Annotated in this window: 8 protein-coding genes and 2 pseudogenes; 2 read left to right on the top strand and 8 right to left on the bottom strand. The window is 70.1% G+C overall.

The window, feature by feature from the left end; all coding sequences use genetic code 11:
- Positions 1–49: 49 nt before the first annotated feature.
- From P2L57_RS31580 to P2L57_RS31560, 5 genes are all read right to left on the bottom strand, one after another.
- The gene (locus tag P2L57_RS31580; RefSeq protein WP_275820358.1) at positions 50–199 is read right to left on the bottom strand and encodes a hypothetical protein; all 150 of its coding nucleotides are present in this window, start codon (positions 197–199) and stop codon (positions 50–52) included.
- Positions 196–699 (bottom strand): hypothetical protein, encoded by a 504-nt coding sequence (locus tag P2L57_RS40395; protein WP_308292533.1) that lies wholly within the window; start codon positions 697–699, stop codon positions 196–198. Before P2L57_RS40395 ends, P2L57_RS31580 begins: the two co-directional genes overlap by 4 nt.
- A gap of 99 nt (positions 700–798) precedes the next feature.
- Positions 799–1,089 (bottom strand): hypothetical protein, encoded by a 291-nt coding sequence (locus tag P2L57_RS40390; RefSeq protein WP_308292532.1) that lies wholly within the window; start codon positions 1,087–1,089, stop codon positions 799–801.
- Between the two features lie 116 nt (positions 1,090–1,205).
- A complete protein-coding gene (locus P2L57_RS31565) occupies positions 1,206–2,924 on the bottom strand; it encodes an MDR family MFS transporter (RefSeq protein WP_308292531.1) in 1,719 nt (572 codons plus the stop codon).
- A complete protein-coding gene (locus P2L57_RS31560) occupies positions 2,921–3,490 on the bottom strand; it encodes a MarR family winged helix-turn-helix transcriptional regulator (RefSeq protein ID WP_372516006.1) in 570 nt (189 codons plus the stop codon). Before P2L57_RS31560 ends, P2L57_RS31565 begins: the two co-directional genes overlap by 4 nt.
- 234 nt (positions 3,491–3,724) lie before the next feature.
- On the opposite strand from P2L57_RS31560, the pseudogene P2L57_RS41265 reads away from it, so the two are divergent.
- A pseudogene (locus tag P2L57_RS41265) lies at positions 3,725–3,886 on the top strand (tyrosine-type recombinase/integrase); the annotation flags it as partial.
- 764 nt (positions 3,887–4,650) lie between these two features.
- Positions 4,651–5,146, top strand: a pseudogene (locus P2L57_RS31550) (IS3 family transposase); the annotation flags it as partial.
- Positions 5,147–5,420: 274 nt separating this feature from the next.
- Here P2L57_RS31550 and P2L57_RS31545 read toward each other — a convergent pair.
- The 3 genes from P2L57_RS31545 to P2L57_RS31535 form a co-directional block, all read right to left on the bottom strand.
- The gene (locus tag P2L57_RS31545) at positions 5,421–6,302 is read right to left on the bottom strand and encodes an FkbO/Hyg5 family chorismatase (protein ID WP_275820381.1); all 882 of its coding nucleotides are present in this window, start codon (positions 6,300–6,302) and stop codon (positions 5,421–5,423) included.
- A 166-nt stretch (positions 6,303–6,468) separates the two neighbouring features.
- Positions 6,469–8,001, bottom strand: coding sequence for a tryptophan 7-halogenase (locus P2L57_RS31540; protein ID WP_275820354.1), 1,533 nt, complete (start codon positions 7,999–8,001; stop codon positions 6,469–6,471).
- Positions 7,998–16,130: a type I polyketide synthase gene (locus tag P2L57_RS31535; RefSeq protein ID WP_275820352.1), complete on the bottom strand. Its 8,133-nt coding sequence runs from the start codon at positions 16,128–16,130 to the stop codon at positions 7,998–8,000. The genes P2L57_RS31540 and P2L57_RS31535 overlap by 4 nt, the downstream gene beginning before the upstream one ends.
- Between the last annotated feature and the right edge of the window lie 18 nt (positions 16,131–16,148).

The following is a 16,148-nucleotide window of genomic DNA, read 5'->3' as shown; positions in this document are numbered from 1 at the left end:
CTCCTCCGGGACGACCGGCCCCCTCGGGCGTCCCGGCCGCTCCCACCGGTCAGGCCGTGCCGAGGCCGACGACGGAGACGGTGTCGGCACCGTAGTTCGCGACGTGGGCGCAGCGGCCGTGCGGCGAGATCGCGATGCCGTCGAGGATGCGCCTGACCGGGACCGTTGCGACGAGCGGCTGCCGGGCGATGTCGATCACGGACATCGTGCTGCCGGGTGCCTTGTTACCGCCCGGGAGTTGACGATGCAGCAGGCCCGGGAGCCGTCGTGCGCGATCGCTACGCTGCCGGGTCCGTCGTCGACCTTGACCACGAAGACCACCGCTCGGGTACGGGCATCGATCGCGGAGACGGTGTTCCCGGGGTCGCTGAACGAGCCGTGATCGGCGTCGGGTGTCCTACTCCCGGCTGGGCCATCCCTGCGGTGCCCGCCACGAACGCAGTCGGTCGGCGATGCCACAGGAGTCCAGAACCAGGCGCCGGATGTCATGGACCAGGTCGACCAGAGCTTGATTTTGGTGTCAATGCGTTCCCCTGACGCCTGGAGGCAGACGATGGCCACGCCATACCCGTATAGCTCGTTGCGGGCGGGCAGCGGCCGCAACAGTACGATCTCCTCCAGGAAGGTCGCGGCCCGCCACAAGGCGTTGGGATCGGCCTGGTTCAGGCGCGGGGTGTTCACACGGTGCCGCTGGGCCATGCCGACCAGGATGGACAGGTCGTTGACGGTTAGGTCGTGCCGGAGGATGTCCCCCTGGCGCTCCAGGAACGACCGGTAGTCGACGGGCAGTTACGCCGGTCAGGCCGCCTGGGATGTGCGCTTGGCCGACGGCAGCCCGCCGAATTCGGCGTCGAAGGCTTCCATGACGCCCGGAGCGTGGATCGCGCCGAGGTCGGAGAAGCCGAATCCGCCGTCGCCACCGGACGCGCCGGAGGCGATGGCTTCGCCGCGTACGCCGGTGGCGACCACGAGCGCGCCCGGCAGCGGGTCGCCGCCCGTTGCGTCGCGTACCGCGCCCGTCAGGCCCCGCCGTTCCGCCGAGCGCGAGGTCGCGTTCGATCGACGAGTCGGCGATGACGACGGGTGCAACCTGCTTGCGCACTGCGGCGGAATCGATCAGCACGTAGGCGCGCGCGTGGCGTCCACGGCGTACCGGCCGTTCTCGTCCGCCGTCGCACGGCCGAACTGCTTGCCGGCGACGTCGATCAGGGTGACGACCGCCTGCGGTGCATGCTCTCCGCGGCGCGTGCCGCCTCGAGGCCGGAGACCTTGCGCAGCGGTATCTCCTTCGTCCACAGCGCGGCCAGGAAGCCCAGGGCGATCACGATCGCGCCGAGCACGAAGACGACGTGCATGGCGCCGGTGAAGCCGACCTTGAACGGCTCGGCGAGGCGTGGGTCGAGGTGTTGGATGAACGATGAGTCGTTGAGCACACCGGTGCCCGAACCGCCGCCCGCCGAAGGGTGCTTGAGCATGTCGATCACGGGAGCGTTCGCGGGGTTGGACAGGACGGCCGGGTCGTGCACCGCCGCCTGGAAGTTGGCGGTCGGTATGGCGGACCGGAAGGCCGAGCCGATCTTGTCGCCGACGTTGCTGAAGAGCACGGAGAGGAAGATCGCCGTTCCGGCGGTCGCGCCCATCTGCCGGAAGAACGTGGCCGACGCGGTCGCCACGCCCATGTCCTTGGGCTCGACGGCGTTCTGCACGGCCAGGGTGAGGATCTGCAAACAGCCGCCGAGGCCGATGCCGAACAGCGCCATGTAGGCCATCGTCTCCGGCAACGCGGTGTTCCACTCCACGCGGTAGTGGAAGAGGAGCATTGCGGCGGTGATCAGGGCCGTGCCAATGACCGGGAAGATCTTGTAGTGCCCGGTCTTGGCGATGATCCGTCCGACCACCAAGGTGGAGGCGATCATGCCGACCATCAGGGGCAGCATCAGCAGACCGGACCTGGTGGGGTTGACGCCCTTGACGATCTGCAGGTAGAGCGGGATGAGCAGCACACCACAGAACATGCCCATGCCAACGAGGACGGAGAGCACGCTGGTCTTGGAGAACACCGGGCTGTGGAAGAGCCGCATGGGGATGAGCGCGTTGTCGCCCATCGCCCGCTCGACGAAGACCCACACGATCAGCCCGACGACGCCGATGCCGTAGCAGACGAGGGACTTCGTGGAGTTCCAGCCCCAGCTCTGGCCCCGCTCGGCGACGAGCAGCAGCGGCACGACGCCGATGGCGATGGTGATCGCGCCCCACCAGTCGATGCGTGCCTCGCGCCGGGTGTGCGGGAGGTTGAGCACCTTGGCGACGACGAACAGCGCGACCGTGCCGATCGGCACGTTGACGAGGAAGACCCAGCGCCAGCCGGTGATCGACAGGATGCTGCTCTGGCCGGCGAGGGAGCCGCCGACGAGGGGGCCGATGACGCTGGACGTACCGAACATGGCGAGCATGTAGCCCTGGTAGCGGGCGCGCTCGCGCGGCGGCACGATGTCACCGATGATCGCGAGTGCCAGCGACATCAGGCCGCCGGCGCCGACGCCCTGGAAGGCCCGGAAGCCGGCGAGCTCGGTCATCGAGGTGGAGAACGAACAGGCCGCGGAGCCGATCACGAAGATGGTGATCGCCGCGAGGAAGAACGGCTTGCGGCCGTAGAGGTCGGAGAGCTTGCCGTACAGCGGCGTCGCGATCGTGGAGGTGATCAGGTACGCCGTGGTCACCCAGGCCTGCGAGCTCAGACCGTGCAGGTCGTCGGCGATCGTGCGGATCGACGTACTGACGACGGTCTGATCGAGAGCCGCCAGGAACATCCCCAGCATCAGGCCGCTGAGGATGGTCAGGATCTGACGGTGGGTCAGCCGACCTCCTAAGCTGGATAACGCTGCCGTCTCCCCGGGTGGCGGAGAAGCTGCCGTGCTGCTCATGCGTGCTTGCCCCCTTGCTCCGCCGCGGTGCCGGAGTGCGGACCGGCGCCGAGGTACTCGTGTGTCAAGTCCACCAGGTCGTCGTTGAGGCGCGTCATCAGCCTGATGATCTGGTAGCGGTCCTCGGGCGACCAGTCGGTGAGAAGTCGGCCGAGCTCGGCGTCGCGCTGACGCCGGAACTCCAGGTATGTCTCGTGCCCCGCGTCCGTCGCGGTCAGCAGGTAGCCGCGCCGGTCCTCCGGATCCGGGCGGCGTTCGACCAAGCCGCGTTCCACGAGGGAACGCACCTGGCGGCTGACCGTCGACAGGTCGAGGAAGGCCTCGGCGGCCAGGTCGGTCGCCCGCCGGGCCCCGTCGGTCACCAGACGCGCCAGCAGGATGCGTTCGGCCGCGCCCGGCTCGTTCTTGGCCCGGTGCTTCCAGGCGGCCATGACCCGGCTGAACCGTACGATCTCGGTGCCCAGGTCGGCGCCGGCCTCCTCAGGCGTGGCGGTGCCGACGGGTGCCATGCCGTTTGCCCGGCCGACCCGCACACCGCTGTCGTGGACTACCGTCTCCTCGTCCATCACACTGCGCCTCGCGCTCGCGCTCGCCCGCCACCCGCGATCTATTGCTTACACCCACCAATTTATCAGTCCTCCACACGACCCGGGCCGATCGCGGCACGGGCAGCCCGGCTCGCCTTGCCCGGCCTGCGCCCAGGCAGCAGCCACACGCGTCGCGGAGGTTCGCGACAGCGGTACGTGGTCATCGGCGCTGTCGACCTGCGAGTTCGCGGCGCGCGAGGCGGGATTCCGTCCGCGTCCAACTGCCTAGCCCACGGCCTCCCGATCACCGACGTAGCCGAATAGCTGGGGCACCGAAACGTTGAAGTCACCTTTCGCACCTACAGGCATCTTCTGCCTGGTTCCATCTCCAAGGCAGCCATGGTCCTTGATGCTGGACTTATGGGAGAAGCGTAGATGCAAGAAAAAATCCCCCTCCGGCATACGGGCTGCGCCGGTTCGTGTCCTTGCAGTAGACGATCCGGGTTTTGTCGGGATGCAGACGTAGCCCGACCTCTTCCATCCGGTTCCCGATCGCCTCCACCAGTCTTCCGCCGACCGCCCGGGCCGATACCCATAGGAGTCCGGATGGAACTTCGGTTCCAGCTCGCGCTCCAAACGGGTGGCCACTACGGTCTGTGCAATTCTGTCCGCGACCGTGGGAACGTCGAGAATTCTGGTACCACCGCCATGCGGCTTCGGAATCTCCACCGCTCGCACCGGGGGCGGAAAGTAGCTTCCCGAGGACATCCGGTTCCAGATCTTGAAGAGATTGCCCCTCAGATGAGTCAGGACTATCGGGACTCGCCTTCCCACGTTCCACGTGAAAGCAGCAGACCAGGCTCGCGTCGCCTCCATGCAGGGCACCTTCTGGCCAGTTGACGGATGTCCGCCAGACTTGCCCTGGAGCCATATCTATACCCCCAGTTTCGATGCCATCTAAATACGTTTTCGACACGTCATCAGCGATCCACTTGCGCTCGCCTTCCTGGTCCCCACCTGACGCCTCACGGGCGCCTTTTCCACATCGCTCACCACGACGGTCTTCAGCCAACGCGGCATGTGGCGGTTTGAAGCCTCCCCCCGCAGGGCGGCTCCGAAGGGCCTACGTTCATCTTTCACGCAGCACCGCATTCAAAGAGGTGCCGGCCTACATTCCTGAACCTCTCCTCCTGCGTTCGTGGCACACCGACATCACATACATCCAGGTCGGCGCGACGTGGCTCTACCTGGCCTGCGTCGTCGACATCCACTCACGCCGGGTGGTCGGCTGGTCGATGGCACCTCACATGCGGGCTGAACTCGTCATCGACGCGCTGAGGGCCGCAGTCGCCGCCAGGGGCGGGGATGTCACCGGAGTGATCTTTCTCGGACCGCGGTTCCCAGTGCACCTCGGCCGCGTTTGCGCAGGTCTGCGACTCGCACGGCATCCGCAGAAGCATGGGCAGGGGCGGCTCGAGCTACGACAACGTCCTGGCCGAGAGCCTGTGGCAGGGGCTGAAGCGAGAGGTGATGCACCGGAAGCTGTTCTTGACCATGAGTCAGGCAAGGCTGGAGATATTCCAGTGGCTCACCTACTACAACGCTCGTCGGCGCCACAGCGCGCTGGGCTACCGCTCACCGATGGAGTTCGAACAACAGCACCATGCAGCGGCTGGACTCTCACTCGCTGCATGAACCCCTGTGTCCACGTTCCGGGGGTCACCTCAATCCTCGCCGACGCCGGGATCGGGACCGTGCTCAGCCCTCAACCAAGGCTCACCCCTGCGAGCACGGCCCACACCGATCAACGATCCGGACCAGATCACCCAACTCAACATACGCCGCCACGACCGACTCGGCGGAACCCCCCCATGAGTACCGAAATACAGCTTGACCAGCGTGGATGTACTTTCTGGCACCTGCAACGGCACCGCCACAGCCCCGAATCGTATTTTCTAGCGGGACGGGGTCAGGAGGCTTGCCGATGGGATGCGGGCGAGGGGCCTGATCCACCAGCCGTGGGCGGAAGGCAATCGGCGATGGCCTCGATCTCGACGAGGAGCTCGGAGCGACAGATGTCGACGTTGAGATAGACGACGTCCGCCGCGGGCGGGAGGGCCTCCTCGCATATGTGGCGTACCAGCGGCATGTGGACGCGACGCCTGACGTAGACCTTGGCGGTACGAACGCGGTTGAGGCCGCAGTCCCCGCGCAGGCCGTTGACGGCCAGGTTATGTGGGCTGATCACGGAGGCGATGTTCTCGATAGCCACCCGGCACTGGGCTTTGACGTCGCCCGCGTGCTTGCTCTCGTGGCCGAGGATGCTCGCCGTGCCGGACACGTAGATCCGGCCCTCGCTTTCGGGCGCGCCCGGGGAGCGCACGTGGGTTGCTCGGGCGAAGCGCGGGGAACTGGGGCCGTAGCGGCTCGGGTAGTGGTAGGCGGGGATCTGCCGCGGGTTCTCCACGCCGGTGACGCGGCCGCGTCGACAGGCCAGCAGGCAGAAGGCGATGCCGTCACCGAGGGAGCCGATGCCGGTCGCGGCCGGGACATCTGCCGTGCGCAGGGCGTGGGAGTCGAAGGCCGCGGCCCTGCCCAGGCAGAAGTCGCGGTAGACCTCAAGGCCCTGCGAATTGGCCTCGTTGATGCGGCCGATGAAGTTCCACAGACGGAACACGCTGCGGTAGCCGAGGTCGACGAGGAGGCCGAGGGCATTGAGGTAGGCATCCCGGATGGCGTCGGCGCAGGTGTCCGGGGCCGCGACCTGGCCGGCGCAGAACATGTGCGCGCCGTCGTGGGCGTAGACGATTCCGTGGTGCTCGCGGACTCGGCGGGCCCTCGTGCGGGCCAGACCTCTGCGAAGCCGGCTTCGGGGACCTGCACCATGGGGACTTCAAGGGTTGGCACCGTGCCGTCTAGCACGGTGGAGGACCCACGGGTCGTGTGGTTCACCACCCCGAGCACGGCGTCTGCCCCGTGATGGACTCCGGCCGGGGCGATGGGACGCAAGCGGGGGATCATCGGCCGGAGTCGATCCATTCGAGGCCGTCCTCCGAGGCGACCAGGCCACCGGGCCGCACCGGCTCCTCGTCCTCCAGCGGGCAGCCGAAGATGCCTCGCTCCTGTAGCACCGTGCCCTCCTGGAACACCCGGCGTACCGTGGGAGATTCGAACAGTGGGTTGCGCAGGCCGTCGGAGTCGGCCAGGCGACCCACGGCCGCGTCGATGTCCGCTGAGAACGCCTCCAGCTGCTCGCTCGCCCAGCCAGGCCCGGTGATCGACGTGTCCCCCGACGCCAGGCCGCCGACGAGCTCGACGAATGCCTCGAGATCCGTCGATCCGACGTCGGTGACCTTCCGTGCCTTCCAGAAGTACGACCGCTCGTCCTGTTGCGTGTCGTAGAAGGAGATGACGAACGAGTAGAAGAGGCCGTACTCGTGCCGGTAGCGGGCCTCGAACTCGTCGAAGCAGCGGGTCTCGTCCAGTCCCGCGATGCTGCTGTTGATCGACCGCGCCGCGAGCAGCGCACCGTAGGTGGCCAGGTGCACGCCGGAGGACAGGACCGGGTCCACGAAGCACGCCGCGTCGCCGATCAACACCATACCGGGCCGCCACAGCGTGGACTTCCAGTACGACCAGTCCCTGCGGACGCGGACCTGGTCGTACGGCGTCTCGGTCGCCTGCGGGACTCCGCTGAGCAGGCCCTTGACTTCGGGACACGCGTCGATCAGGCGACGCCAGGTGGCCGCGGGGTCCCGCTGGATCGCCGTGGCGTTCGACCGGCTCACCACCGCGCCGACGCTCGTCAGGTCGTCGCGCAGCGGGATGTACCAGAGCCAGCCCTCTTCGAAGGCCGCGCAGAAGATGTTGCCGTCGTCGGGGCTCGGCAGGCGTTTGCCGCCAGCGAAGTATCCGAACACCGCGATGTTCCGGAAGAAGTCCGAGTAGGTGCGCCCGCCGCCGACGTGCGTGTGGATCCTGCTGCCGTTGCCGGACGCGTCGACGACGTACCGGGCCCGGGCCTCGCGGGAGTCGCCGCCAGGGTCGGTCCAGCGCACGCCGTGCACCCGCTCGTCGTCAGCGACCACGCCGCCGACCCGGCATCCCTCCCGCACGTCCACGCCGACCCGGCGGGCATTGCGCAGGAGGATCGCATCGAACTTGGACCGCTCGACCTGGAAGGCGAACGAGGTGGGGTCGGCCAGCCGGGGCGAGAGCGCGAAGTCGAAGTGCCACGCGTCCCGGCTCCTGCCCCAGCGGAAGGTGCCGCCGCGCTTGCGCTGGAAGCCCGCCGCGGCGACCTCGTCCGCGACGCCGAGGATGCGGCAGACGCCGTGCACGGTGGAGGGGAGCAGGGACTCGCCGATCTGGTAGCGGGGGAACGTCTGCCGCTCGAGCAGGAGGACGCGGTGGCCGCGCAGTGCCACTGCCGCGGCGACGGTCGCCCCGGCCGGGCCGCCGCCGACGACGATGACGTCGAAGTCCTCCGCGTCCTGGCGCGGGTTCGGCTCCGCGGCGCGCGCTGCGGGCGTGGGATTCGGGGAAGTCACCGGTCTCCTTGAGCGGTAGGAGCCGACGGAGCGGCAGCTCGGCCGAGGGAGTCGATCCAGGCGCGGACCGCGGCCACCGTGGTGGCGGCGTCTTCCCGCACGAGGGAGAAGTGGTTGCCGGGGACGTCGACGCGGTCGTGCGGCAGTGGCCAGGTCGAGCGCCAGGCGTCGCCGTCCGCGTGCTCCGCCATCTGAGGGGTCGGCCTTGTGGCCCGGACGAGCAGCGTCGGGGTGCCCACGGGCTCTGGCTGCCAGTTCATGAAAATCCTTGTGTACGTGCCCATGGCCGCGACGGCGGCGTCCTCTTCGCCGGTCGGTCCATCCACGCCGAGGTGCGGCGCCGGAGTGGTCGACAGGGCGGGCAACCAGTCCGTGGTGCGGTTGCCCTCGTTGACGAGATGCGTGTCGATCAGCACCTGCCCGACGGGGGCGGATCCCATGAGTTCGAGGCTTCGGGTCACGGCGTGCGCGACGGCTCCTCCGGCGGATGCGCCCACGAGGACGAAGGGTCGGTCGCCGACATGCCGCAACACCGTCTCGGCGTGAGTGCGGGCGAGCGTCTCCCGGTCGGCCGGGACGGCGTACCCCGCGCCGATGCCGGGGTGTGGGAACTCGAGGACGTCCCACTCGCCCTCGAAGCAGGCGTGCAAGGCCGCGAACTCCCCGCCCGGGGCCGTGCGGAGGGGATGGAAGTCGGCGAAGAAGGCCACGACCGGGGCGTCGGCGCGCCCGTCGGCCCGCCGTAGGGGCGGCACGGCGTGCTCGCCGGCGGCGGACTTGTCGAAGGTCGGAGCAGTCAAGGACGCCGCGACCGCCATGTGCATGGCGGCCACCGGCTGGCCTGTCTCGCAGAGCCTGCGGTACAGGGACGCGAGCGTCTGCGCCGGACGACCTGCGGGCGACGCGGGCTGCGGATCGTGCTGCTCCTCCGGTGCGGCACCGGGCAGGTCATCGAGCAGTTCGAGGACGTGGCGGGCGAGTTCCTCGATCGCGGGGTGCTCGAACACCACGGCCGCTGGCAGCCTCAGGCGTAGTGCCGTGCTCAGCCGATTGCGGACCTGAACCGCCGTCAGGGAGTCGAAGCCGAGGTCGGCGAGGGTCCGGCCAACGGGCAGGGCATCGGCGCCGGAGTACCCGAGCACCGCGGCCACGTCGCCGCGCATCAGCTCGGCGAGCGCGCCCCTTCGCTCCTCGACAGGTAGCTTGGCCAGCAGCGTGCGCCACGCTCCGGGTACCGAGGTCTCCTGCGCGCTCCGGGCCGGTTCGGTCGCGCTGCTCCGGGCCTCGGCGACGGGTCGGTCGGGACGCACCAGCCCGCGCAGCGGCGGCGGCAAAGGCCCTGCGGCGGCACGAAGAGCGGCTCGGTCCAGCAGGATCGGTGCGAGCACCGGACCGTCCGTGCGCAGCGCCGCGTCGAACAGGGCCAGTCCCTGTTCGGGAGTGAACGCGCGGACCACGTCGTCGGGTTCCGCGTGCCGGCCGGTCTGAGCCGACTGCGCGCCCATGCCCGTGTCGTGGTCCCACCGGCCCCACGCCAGGGAGACGGCGGGCAGGCCCGCCGTGGCCCGCTGATGCGCGAGCGCGTCCAAGAACGAGTTCGCCGCAGCGTAGTTTCCCTGGCCCGCCCGGCCCAGCACACCCGACGCCGAGGAGAACAGGACGAACGCCGACAGTTTCTGATCCTGAGTCAGCTCGTGCAGGTGCCAGGCCGCGTCCGCCTTCGGCCGTAGGACCGCCGCCATCCGCTCGGGGGACAACGTGGCCAGCGCTTCGTCGCCAAGGACCCCCGCGGCATGCACGACGGCGGTCAGCGGGGGATGGCAGCGCTCGATCACCTCGGCGAGCTGGGCTCGATCGGCCGCGTCGCAAGCGACGATACTGACCTGCGCGCCCTGTTCCTGCAACGTGGTGAGCAGGGCATCGGCGCCCGGTGCGTGCGGGCCGCGCCGCCCGACCAGCAGCAGATGACGTACTGCGTGCGCGCTGACCAGGTGCCTGGCCAGTTCCGCACCCAGCGCGCCGGTGCCGCCAGTGATCAGTACCGTGCCCTCCGGGCCGAAGGCGCTGGAGCCGCGAGGCGCCGCGCCCGAGACGCCAACCAGACGAGGCACCGTCACATGCCCAGTGCGGATGGACATTTGAGGTTCGCCGGATGCGGCCGCCGCGGGCAGCAGCCGCAGGGATGCCGGTTCCGCGTCCACGTCGATCAGGATGATGCGTCCCGGAAACTCCGATTGCGCGGTGCGCACCAGCCCCCAGACCGCGGCTCCCGCGAGGTCCGGCGCGGGTGCGGTGGCGTCCCGCGTCACCACCACGAGCCGTGAGCCCGCTGTGCCCGGATCATCCTGCCAGTCCTGCAGTACCTTGAGCACCCTCGCCGTCAGCAGGTGGACGTCTGCCAGCGGATTGTGATCCGTGCCCGAGCCGACGGCGGCGACCGCTACGAGGTCGGGTGGGTTCGCAGCGTTCTCGCTGAGGGGGATGTACGCGCCGAGGTTGAGCTCATCCGACCCGCGTACGGTCCAGTCCTCCAGGCGCTGTGCAGGGCTGGGTAGCGCGACGGGGATCCAGACAGGGCGCAGCAGGGCGCGCTGGGCGGTGTCGTCCGCGGGGGCGATGGGCCCGTCCGGAAGCTCTCTGGTGGACAAGGAGTTGATGCGCGCCACCGGAGCGCCCGTCGCGTCGGCGAGCGTGAACGAGAGCGCGCCATGCTCGGAGCCGACGTCCGCCTCGCGGACCGGCGATATCCGCACCCGCACCTTCGACGCCGCGGCGGCGTGCAGGCGCACGCCACTCCATTGGAACGGCACCCTGGTGCCGCCCGACCCCGATCCGTGAGCGGGCGCGGTGAGCAGCGAGGCGTGCGAAGCAGCGTCCAGGAGCGCCGGATGGATGCCGTACCGGTCCGCCTCGGCTGCCCACGACTCAGGCAACTGGATCTCCGCGAACAACTCCTCGCCCCGCCGCCACAGCGCGCGCACGCCTCGGAATGCGGGCCCGTACGCGAAACCACGGTCCACAAGGGACTCATAGGCATCGGTCAGATCGACCTGCGCAGCGCCCAGCGGCGGCCACTGCGCCGGTCCGTGCTCTTCCGGCGCCGTCTCCCACTCGGATGCCCGGCCCAGCAGGCCGCTGGCATGCCGCGTCCACTCGGCCGCGGCGGGCTCCACCGGTCGCGCGTAGATCTCGATGGACCGTCGACCGGATTCGTCCGCTGCCCCCACAACAGCCTGGACACGCACCCCAGCGGCGGGCAGCGTGAGCGGCAAGAGGATCACGAGATCCTCCAATGTGCCGCAGCCGGCCTCGTCGCCCGCGCGCACCGCCATCTCCACGAACGCCGCCCCCGGCACAAGCACCGCTCCGCCGATGACGTGGTCGGCGAGCCATGGCTGGGCAGCCGTCGACAGAAGGCCGGAGAGCACCGTGCGCCCGGTGCCCGGCACTTCGAACGACGGACCCAGCAGCGGATGCTCGCGAGCGGCCGAGACGGCCCCGGCGGGCCGCGGCGAATGCAACCAGTAGCTTCGACGCTGGAAGGCGTAGGTCGGCAGATCCACGCGCCGCAGCCCGGAGTCCGCGAACACCGCGGGCCAGTCGACGGCCACGCCGCGCACGTGGAGCCGGGCCACGGCCGACAGCAGCGTCTGCGGCTCACGCTCGCCGTAACGGGCCGCCAGGGCGAAGACCGGGCCGCCGCCGTCCTGGGGGGCCAGGCAGTCCTCCGCGAACGCGGTGAGCACGGGATGCGGGCCGAGTTCCAGAAAGCCCCCGACGCCCTTGCCCCCAAGCCACCGCACGGCATCGGCGAACCGCACGGGCAGGCGCGCCTGCCGCACCCAGTAGTCCGGGGAGCCCAACTCCTCGGGCGTCGCCTGACGGCCCGTAACTGTGGAGACCACCGGGATCCGCGGCGGCCGGAACTGCAACGTCTCGGCGACGCCGCGGAGTTCGTCGAGCATCGGGTCCATCAGCGGTGAGTGAAAACCGTGCCCGACGTTGAGCCGCGTACTGCGGCGGCCCAGCGCCTCGAACCTCGCCGCGACGGCGAGTACCCCGTCCTGGGTGCCGGAAATCACCACGGAACGCGGTGCGTTGACGGCGGCGACCGCCACCTGGCCTGCGAGATCGGCGAGTTCGGGCCGCACCTCATCCTCTGTCGCGTCCAGGGCCACCATCGCGCCGCCCCCGGGCAGCGCCCGCATCAGCCGACCGCGGGCCGCGACCAGGCGCGCGGTATCGGCGAGATCCAGCACGCCGGAGACGTGCGCCGCCGACAACTCCCCCACGGAGTGCCCCGCCAGGAAGTCGGCCCGCACCCCCCAGGACGCCAGCAGTCGGAACAGCGCCACCTCGAAGGCGAACAGGGCAGCCTGGGTGAAATCCGTGCGGTCGAGGAGACCGTCCGCCGAACCCGGCTCAGCGCGGATCACCGTGCGCAGCGGCCTGTCGAGTTCGCCGTCCAGGGCATGGCAGACCTCGTCGAAGGCCACAGCGAACGCGGGGAACGACTCCCCGAACTCCTCGCCCATCCGCGCGCGCTGAGCACCCTGTCCGGTGAACAGGAAGGCGATGCGGTCCCGCACGTCGGCGACGCACGTCACCGCCCCGACGCCGGACGCGCCATCGGCGATCGCCCGCAGCCCGGCCAGCATGCACTCCCGGTCTGCGGCCTGCACCATCGACCGGTGCGTGAGTGCCGACCTCGACACCGCCAGTGTGAATCCCAGGTCTGACGACGACAGGCCCGGCCGGGCAACGACGTGGTCCGCCAGCCGCCGCGCCTGGGCCCGCAAGGCCCCCGCATCGGCTCCGGAGACCAGCCACGGGACCGGCAGCGGCCGGTTCGGCGGTGGGGGCGCCTCCTGCGGGATGCGGTCGGTGCCAGCCGGCTCCTCGACGATCACGTGCGCGTTGGTGCCGCCGATCCCGAAGGCCGACACGCCCGCGCGCCGCGGCCGACCGGCGGGCGCGGGCCACGGCTGGGCAACGGTCAGCAGCTCGACCCGGCCTGAGGACCAGTCGACGTGCGGAGTGGGTGATTCCACGTGCAAGGTCCTGGGCAACTCGCAGTGCTGCATGGCCTGGACCATCTTGATGATCCCGGCGACCCCCGCAGCCGCCTGGGTGTGTCCGAGGTTGGACTTGATGCTGCCCAGCCACAGCGGCGGATCCTCGGACCCCCGGCCTTGTCCGTAGGTGGCGAGCAGCGCCCGCGCCTCGACCGGATCGCCGAGCTTGGTGCCCGTCCCATGCGCCTCCACGGCGTCCACGTCGCCCGCGTGCAGCCCGGCGTCGGCCAGTGCTCGTTCGATCAGGCGTTGCTGAGCCAGGCCGTTGGGCGCGGTCAGGCCGTTGGAGGCGCCGTCGGAGTTGACGGCAGAGCCGCGCACCACGGCCAGCACCGGGTGCCCGTTGCGGCGCGCGTGGGACAGCTTCTCCAGTAGCAGCACCCCCGCGCCCTCGCCCCAGGCGGTGCCGTCCGCCGTGGACGAGAACGACTTGCAACGGCCGTTGGGCGCCAGACCGCGCTGACGGCTGAACGCGAGCAGCGGCTTGGGGGTCGCCATCACCGTGACGCCGCCGGCCAGGGCCAGCGAGCACTCGCCCGAACGCAGTGACTCGGCCGCCCAGTGCACCGCGACGAGCGAGGATGAGCACGCCGTGTCGACGGTGATCGCGGGCCCGCGTAAACCGAACACGTAGGAGATCCGGCCCGAGGCCACGCTTCCGGCCGACCCCAGACCTAGATGAGCCTCGAGTTCGTGGAGGGTGAAACGGTCCGAGTAGTCGGCGTGCATCACCCCGAGGAAAACGCCCGTGTCGCTCTCGCGTACCGACGCCGGGTCGATTCCGGCCCGTTCCCACACCTCCCAGGACACCTCCAGCAGCAGCCGCTGCTGCGGGTCCATGGAGAGCGCCTCGCGCGGCGAGATACCGAACAGGCCCGCGTCGAAGTCTGCGGCCTTGTGCAGGAATCCGCCGCTGCGCGTGTACGAGGTGCCGATGTGATCGGGGTCGGGGTCGTAGAGGGCGGCGAGGTCCCATCCCCGGTGGGTCGGCAGGCCCGAGATCGCGTCCATGCCCTGTGACACCAACTGCCACAGACCTTCGGGGGAATCGACGTCCCCCGGATAGCGGCAAGCCATGGCGACGATCACCACCGGGTCCTCGTCGTGCGCCGCGTCCCGCCTGGCGGTCCGCGGAGAGGCGGTGGTCCCGGCCGTGGGTATGGCGGCCAGGAGCTCGGCGCCCAGGTATCGGGCGACGGCCGCTGGAGTGTGGTGGTCGAAGACCAATGTCGTCGGGAGGCTCAGCCCGGTCGACGTTGCGAGCCGGTCGACCAACTCGATCGCGCCAAGAGAGGTGAGTCCCAGGTCCGCGAAGGAGCTGTCCGCGTCGCGCCGGGCGTCCGGCGCGCGTCCGCAGACCCGGGCCGTCTCGACGCACACCGCCTCGCACAGCAAGCGTTCCTGCTCCTCGCGGGGCAGCGTCAGGAGCCCGCGGCCGAGGGAACCGTCGGCCGAAGCCGGGATCGGAGCCGAGGCCGGATTCGTGAGGACCGAGCGGCGGGCGATCTTCCCGGACGGGGTGCGCGGGACGGCGGTGATCTCACGGACCTCGGCGGGGACCTTGTAGTCCGCCAGTCGCGAGCGGCAGGCGTCGAGCACGCGCCGCGGGTCCAAGCCCTCGTGCCCGGGCACCACGAAGGCGACCGGGACCTCGCCGAGGACGTCGTGCGGCATACCGAGTACCACGGCGTCCCGCACGCCGGGACAGCGCAGCAGGACGTGTTCGACCTCTGTGGGATGGATGTTCTCGCCGCCCCGGATGATCAGTTCACTGACTCGGCCGGTGAGGACAAGGTGACCGTGCTCGGCCCGGCGACCGAGGTCACCGGTCCGGTACCAGCCGCCGCGCAACGCGGTGGCTGTCGCCTCCGGCTGGTTGTGATACCCCGTCATGAGGTTCGGCCCGCGTACCCAGATCTCGCCCTCGCCGCCCGTGGAGACGTCGATGCCGCTGCCCGGGTCGACGACGCGGACCTCCACGCCGGGCACCGGTGGCCCGCAGGATCCGTCGATTCGGGGGCCGTTCGGCCGGTTCACCGCGATCACGCCGCACGTCTCGGTGCTGCCGTACGCCTCCAGCACAGGCGCGCCGAGCGCCTCTTCGACCGCCCTTCGCAGCGTGGGAGGACTCGGCGCACCCGCCACGACGCAGACCCTCAGCCCCGGCCCCGACCAGGAGGGCGGGGCGTCTCCGGCTGAGGACACCAACTGGTGGTACGTCGTGGGGACGCCGGCTATGACGGTGAACGGTCCGCCGAGGTCGTCGTTCGGGGTGCGCAGCTCCCGCCACAGGCCGCCGGGAGAGAGGATCTCACTGGTGATCGCGGCGCTCGCGCCGATGGCCGCGGTCCCCAGGATCGCGAGGGAGTGCCCGAAGCTGTGGAACAGCGGCAACGGCCACAGCAGCCGGTCCTCGGGCGAGAATCCGAAGATCGACGCGTAACAGGCCGCCACCGACCACAGCGCGCGGCGCTGCGTGGAGAGCACGCCCTTGGGGCGGTGGGTGGTGCCGGAGGTGTAGAGCAACCAGGCCGGATCGTCGAGCCCGAGGTCGTCGGGCGCGTCGGACCCGTCGGTCCCGACCGCGGCCCGGAAGAGGACGGTGTTGTCGGGGGCGTCCGCCGGGATCGGGCCCACACCGGTGAGCACCACGTGTACGCCGCGGTGCTCGGGGCCAAGACGGTGCAGCTGCGCAAGATGCGCGGGGTCGGTGATGATGGCCGACGCGCCGCTGTCCCGGAGGAAATAGGCGAGTTCCTCGTCGGAGGACCGAGGATTGAGTGGGACGCCGATCGCCCCCGCCCTCAGGACGGCGAGGCAACCCTCGACCATCTCCACGCAGTTGCCCAGGCAGACCGCGACCCGATCGCCGCGGCGAAGCCCCGTCCGGGCGAGAGACCCCGCCAGCCCCCCGGTGCGTCGCTCAAGCGCGGCGTAGGTGACGCCGCGTGAGAAGTCACGGAACGCCACCCGATCCGCCGATCGTTCGGCATGCCTCTTCAGTAACTCCGGCAGCGGCCGAATGAGATCGTCATACCGCGATGCTCCGGTCACGCACGAGCCCCACCTCTC

This window comes from Streptantibioticus ferralitis, from assembly GCF_029223525.1.
In the GTDB taxonomy this organism is placed as follows: domain Bacteria; phylum Actinomycetota; class Actinomycetes; order Streptomycetales; family Streptomycetaceae; genus Streptantibioticus_A; species Streptantibioticus_A ferralitis.
This window is presented reverse-complemented; position numbering and strand designations above follow the sequence as displayed.